Raw genomic sequence first — 4594 nt, 5'->3', positions numbered from 1 at the left:
CGCCCATGTCCATCCCGACGCCGACACCATTGGCGCGGGGCTGGCGCTGGCGCTGGTGCTCGACAAGTGCGGCAAGGATGTCGAGGTCAGTTTCGCCGCGCCGGCGAGCCTGCCGGAGTCGCTGGCGTCGCTGCCCGGCTGTCATCTGCTGGTCGACCCGGATGCGATGCGTCGCGATGTCGATCTCGTTGTGACCGTTGACGTTCCGAGCGTCAAGCGGCTGGGATCGCTGAGCGACCTGGCCGGTCCCGACCGACGGGTGCTCGTCATCGACCACCACGCCTCCAACGACATGTTCGGCACCGCGAACTTTGTCGACGTGTCGGCGGACTCCACCACGATGATGATCGCCGAGCTGCTCGACACGTGGGGCAAGCCGATCGAGCCGGACGTCGCGCACTGTATCTACGCCGGCCTCACGACCGACACCGGGTCGTTTCGTTGGGCCAGCGCGCGCCCTGCGGCTCGCCGCCCGGTTGGTGGACGCCGGCGTCGACAACGCCGCGGTCAGCCGAACGCTGATGGACAGCCATCCGTTCGGGTGGCTGCCGCTGCTGTCGCGGGTGCTGGGGTCGGCGCAACTGCTGCCGGATGCGGCGGGCGGCCGCGGGCTGGTGTACGCGGTCGTCGAGAATCGGGACTGGATCGGTTCTCGCCCGGAGGAAGTCGAGAGCATCGTCGATATCGTGCGCACCACACAGCAGGCTGAGGTGTCGGCGGTCTTCAAGGAGGTCGCTCCGCGGGAGTGGTCGGTGTCGATGCGGGCCAAGGCCGACGTCGACTTGGCGGCGGTCGCTTCGGCGTTCGGCGGCGGTGGCCACCGGCTGGCCGCGGGATATTCGACCGCCGGCTGCATCGACGACGCCGTGGCGTCGCTGCGCGCCGCCTTGGGCGAGAACGGCCGGGACTAGAACGCCCAGGACTAGAACGCCCAGCTTCCCGAGCGTTGCAGAACGAACCCGTGGTCGCCGCTGGTGGTGTCCAGGCAGGCAACGAGATTGTCGGCCCCGACGGCGCACGTGACGTTCAGATACGACAATTTCTGGCCCGCAGCTAGTGGTTTGCCGCCGGACGACAGGGTGGGCGGATTGCCGTCACAGCCGGCGTAGGACATGCGGCTCAACTCGTAGCCGGGTCCTTTGAAGTTCACGGAACCGACGACGCAGTCGCCCGGTTTCGGGTGCCCCCCGCCGGGGAACGTCAGGTCGTCCAATCCGGGGACGTCGCCGGTGCACTTGATGTCCTGCGACGGTTGCGGCGGGGGGGCGGCCCCGCCGTAGAAATCGCACACCAGCGTGGGCGTGGCGGAAAAACTGATCCGCGTGGAGGCGTCCTGCCGGGTAGGCGCGGTGTAGCCGTCCGCGGAAACTGGGGTGAACCCGTCGAGGTTGGGAAATCCGGGTGGCGGCAGCGCGGCCGATTGCGGCGCGGGCGCCGCGAGCGCGGACGCCGCGGCCAAGCCCAGGCCGCCGAGGGCCCGCACGGTGAGGACCCCCAACCCGAGGCGGCCGGCGCGCATCGTCGATTCCTCCTGCGTCTGTGTTGCCGTTGGTCGGATCCTAGTGGTTATCGAACCTGGGCCCGCCCGCGTTGCAGGACTGCCTCGCGGTTGGCGGCTATGTCGTCGCCGCTGGTGCGGAACTGTCTGGCGGCCATGGCCTCGAGCCACAGCCCCGCGCTTGTCTGCGAATCATCGATCCGGTGGTAGGACGCCAGCAGTGCCCGCACCGCGTTCTGGTTGTTTCCGACGATCGACGCCGCCACCTGACGGGCCGTCGGCAGCAGCTGATCGTGCGGCACCACCTCGGTCACCAGCCCGGCACGCAGCGCGTCCGCGGCGGACAGGTAGTCCCCGGTGAGGCTCAGGCGCCGGGCGAGGCCGACGCCCACCTTCTGCGGCAACCGCACGCTCAGACCCCAGGTGGGCAGCAGCCCGACGCGGGCGTGCGTGTCGGCGAAGCGGGCCTGCTCCGAAGCGATCAGGACGTCGCAGTACAGGGCCAGCTCCAGGCCGCCGGTGACCGCGGCGCCGTTGACCGCGCCGATCACCGGCTTGGTCATCGGGGGCCACCGCGGCGAAATATCCGGAAGGGCCGACTGGCCGCCGAGCTCCTTGAGGTCCAGTCCCGCGCAGAACACGGGATCGGCACCCGTGACGATCACGACGTCGACGTCGTCATCGGCTTCGGCGCCCGCCAGGGCTGAGAAGAACCGATCGCGCAACGCCGAGGACAGCGCGTTGCGCGATTGCGGCCGGTTCAGGGTCAGTGTGCGCACCCGCTCGTCGGTATCGATCAGCAGGATGTCATCGGTCATCACATCACCGTAGTCAGCCCACATCGACGGCCTCGCCGAGCCTGCCGCCCTTATGGTGGAGTTCATGTGCCGGAACATCACCGAACTGCGTGGCCTGCAGCCGGCGGCCTCGCCCGAGGAGATCGCCGCGGCCGCGCGCCAGTACGTGCGCAAGGTCAGCGGCATCACCCACCCGACCAAGCTGACTGGGGCCGCAGCCGAAGCGTTCGAGGCGGCGGTCGACGAGGTCGCGTCGGCGACGACGCGACTGCTGCAGTCCTTGCCGCCACGTCGCCAGCCACCGAAGACCGTCCCGCCGCTGCGCCGGCCCGAGGTGGTGGCGCGGCTCGCGAGAGCGACGTGACGCTGACCGCGACCATGCCCGCGCTCAAGGAGTGGAGCGCGGTGGTGCACGCGCTGCTCGACGGTCGGCAGCGGGTGCTGCTGCGCAAGGGCGGCATCGGGGAAAAGCGGTTCGACCTGGCGGCCAGCGAATTCCTGCTGTTCCCGACGGTCGCCCACAGCCACGCGCACCGCGTCCGCCCCGAGCATCGGGACCTGCTGGACGTCGCCGCCGCCGACAGCACCGACGAGCAGCTGGTGATCAGAGCGGCCGCGAAAGTCGTTGCGGCGCAAGAGGTCAACCGACCGGATGGGCTGGGGGCGATCGAGGACCTGCACATCTGGACCGCCGAATCGGTGCGCGCTGACCGGCTCGACTTTCGGCCGAGGCACAAGCTGGCGGTGCTGGTGGTCTCGGTGCGGCCGCTGGCAGAACCGGTGCGAATCAGGCGATCTGAGGAGTACGGAGGTTGCCGCAGCTGGGTAGACCTGCCGCTGCAGGTGTCGTTGGCGCCGCCCGTTTTCGACCCCGATCACGACCAGGCCGCGCTAGCTGAAGTCGCCGCCCGGGTCCGGAACGCGGTCGGCTGACGGGTCGCCGGGGCCGACGGGAAGCAGCAGCCGTGAGTGCCCGTAGTGCACGGCGTGGGTGGCCGGCTTGGACTGGCGGCCCGTCAGCATCGGTTCCTCGGTGCCGAGGTTGCGCGCGTAGCGCGGGAACCAGCTGCCGGCGAGCAGGAGGCGGATGCGCGAGCCCACGCGGAAGCGGTGGGCGATTGCATCGAGTTCGACTCTGACCGTCCCGCTTACGGTTGCGGGCGCTGCCCGCAACCGCAGATAGCCGTCACTGACATTCCGGGATCGGCTCCTTCCCCCAACCGCACGCACCTCGCTGATGCGAACGAACAGGTCGACATGGGGAATGTCCGACGTGTGCGTCAGCTCCACCACGGGATTTCCGTAGACGTGCAGGTCACGGGTGAGGGTCACGCTGGTGAAGGCGAGCACGTCATCCCGCGACGCCAGCCTGCCGTCGTCGCGGTAACCCCCGTTCGGGGAAAGCAGGGGACCGCCGATGGTGGGCGTCGGATCAGCGGGGTGGTAGCGAAATGTCGCCGGCGCCAATCCCGTCAGGTCCGTGGGCGGGGTCTCGCCCAGGTGGCATCCGGGGCGAAGATACAGCGCTCGTTCCCTGGTAACTGGCGGCCAGTCGCTCAGGTTGCGCCAGGCGCGGGCCTTGTCCAACCCGGTGACGTAGACGCGGACCCTGTTCGGCCGGCGCGGTGCGGGCGCGCCGCCCAAGTGGGCGTGAAGCCAATCCAGCGTTTCCCGCGCACCCGTGGCCAGCCCCTTGGTCAGCATCTCGGTGTGCGTCCACGGGCCCACCGTCAGCGCGACGTCCACGTCGCGGCCGCGCAGGTGGCGGTACTGCTCCAACGTCTGTTTCAGGAAGATGTCCTGCCAGCCCCCGATGAGCAGCACGGGCACCCGCACGCGCTCCAGCGCCTCGCTGAACCGCAGCGAAGCCCAGAACGGGTCGTCCGGTTCGCAGTGTTCGACCCACGATTCGAACCATGGCGCGCCGGCGCCGAGCAGCGTCCTGGCCGCCGCCCCCATCGGCACCGCGGCGGCCGCCTGCGCGACCTTGCGTCGACCCTGCAGCTGGCGCAGGGCGGCCAGGACGCGCACCGGATCCTCCTGGTGGGCGACCAGGTCACTCCAGCTCAGGAAGTCGTTGACGGCGAACGACCCGGTGCCCCAGACCGACGCGTTGAAATCGTGAGGGCCGACGGTGATGACGGCAGCCGCCAGCTCCGGCGGCGGGTCGGCCAGGAGTGCCCACTGGGTGAATCCCAGGTACGACAGCCCGACGGTGGCGAACCGACCGGTAAACCAGGGCTGCTCGCGCAGCCAGGCGACCGTGTCGGCCCCGTCGGCAGCCTCATTGATCATCGGC

The 4594-nt window shown here is 69.8% G+C and carries 5 protein-coding genes and 1 pseudogene; 3 read left to right on the top strand and 3 right to left on the bottom strand.

What is annotated here, in order from left to right; translation table 11 throughout:
• Positions 1 to 911 (top strand): annotated as a pseudogene (locus JO059_RS22315) (bifunctional oligoribonuclease/PAP phosphatase NrnA); the annotation flags it as partial.
• An 11-nt stretch (positions 912 to 922) separates the two neighbouring features.
• Here JO059_RS22315 and JO059_RS22310 read toward each other — a convergent pair.
• Both JO059_RS22310 and JO059_RS22305 read right to left on the bottom strand, forming a co-directional pair.
• Positions 923 to 1519 (bottom strand): hypothetical protein, encoded by a 597-nt coding sequence (locus tag JO059_RS22310; protein WP_293322833.1) that lies wholly within the window; start codon positions 1517 to 1519, stop codon positions 923 to 925.
• A 47-nt stretch (positions 1520 to 1566) separates the two neighbouring features.
• A complete protein-coding gene (locus tag JO059_RS22305; protein ID WP_293322831.1) occupies positions 1567 to 2316 on the bottom strand; it encodes an enoyl-CoA hydratase in 750 nt (249 codons plus the stop codon).
• Positions 2317 to 2380: 64 nt separating this feature from the next.
• On the opposite strand from JO059_RS22305, the gene JO059_RS22300 reads away from it, so the two are divergent.
• Both JO059_RS22300 and JO059_RS22295 read left to right on the top strand, forming a co-directional pair.
• A complete protein-coding gene (locus JO059_RS22300; protein WP_293322829.1) occupies positions 2381 to 2659 on the top strand; it encodes a DUF2277 family protein in 279 nt (92 codons plus the stop codon).
• A 14-nt stretch (positions 2660 to 2673) separates the two neighbouring features.
• Positions 2674 to 3228 carry a DUF1802 family protein gene (locus tag JO059_RS22295; protein ID WP_293322835.1) on the top strand — a complete coding sequence of 185 codons (555 nt, stop codon included), beginning with the start codon at positions 2674 to 2676 and terminating at the stop codon, positions 3226 to 3228.
• Here the strand turns inward: JO059_RS22295 and JO059_RS22290 are convergent.
• A partial coding sequence (locus tag JO059_RS22290) for a CocE/NonD family hydrolase (RefSeq protein ID WP_293322827.1) occupies positions 3187 to 4594 on the bottom strand: 1408 nt, incomplete at its 5' end. The two genes, JO059_RS22295 and JO059_RS22290, sit on opposite strands and share 42 nt — an antisense overlap.

The organism is Mycobacterium sp. (genome assembly GCF_019247615.1).
Lineage (GTDB): Bacteria > Actinomycetota > Actinomycetes > Mycobacteriales > Mycobacteriaceae > Mycobacterium.
This window is presented reverse-complemented; position numbering and strand designations above follow the sequence as displayed.

Coding starts and splice junctions, on each gene's coding strand:
- JO059_RS22310 (WP_293322833.1), bottom strand. CDS start 1,519: ATGCGCGCCGGCCGCCTCGGGTTGGGGGTCCTCACCGTGCGGGCCCTC.
- JO059_RS22305 (WP_293322831.1), bottom strand. CDS start 2,316: ATGACCGATGACATCCTGCTGATCGATACCGACGAGCGGGTGCGCACA.
- JO059_RS22300 (WP_293322829.1), top strand. CDS start 2,381: ATGTGCCGGAACATCACCGAACTGCGTGGCCTGCAGCCGGCGGCCTCG.
- JO059_RS22295 (WP_293322835.1), top strand. CDS start 2,674: ATGCCCGCGCTCAAGGAGTGGAGCGCGGTGGTGCACGCGCTGCTCGAC.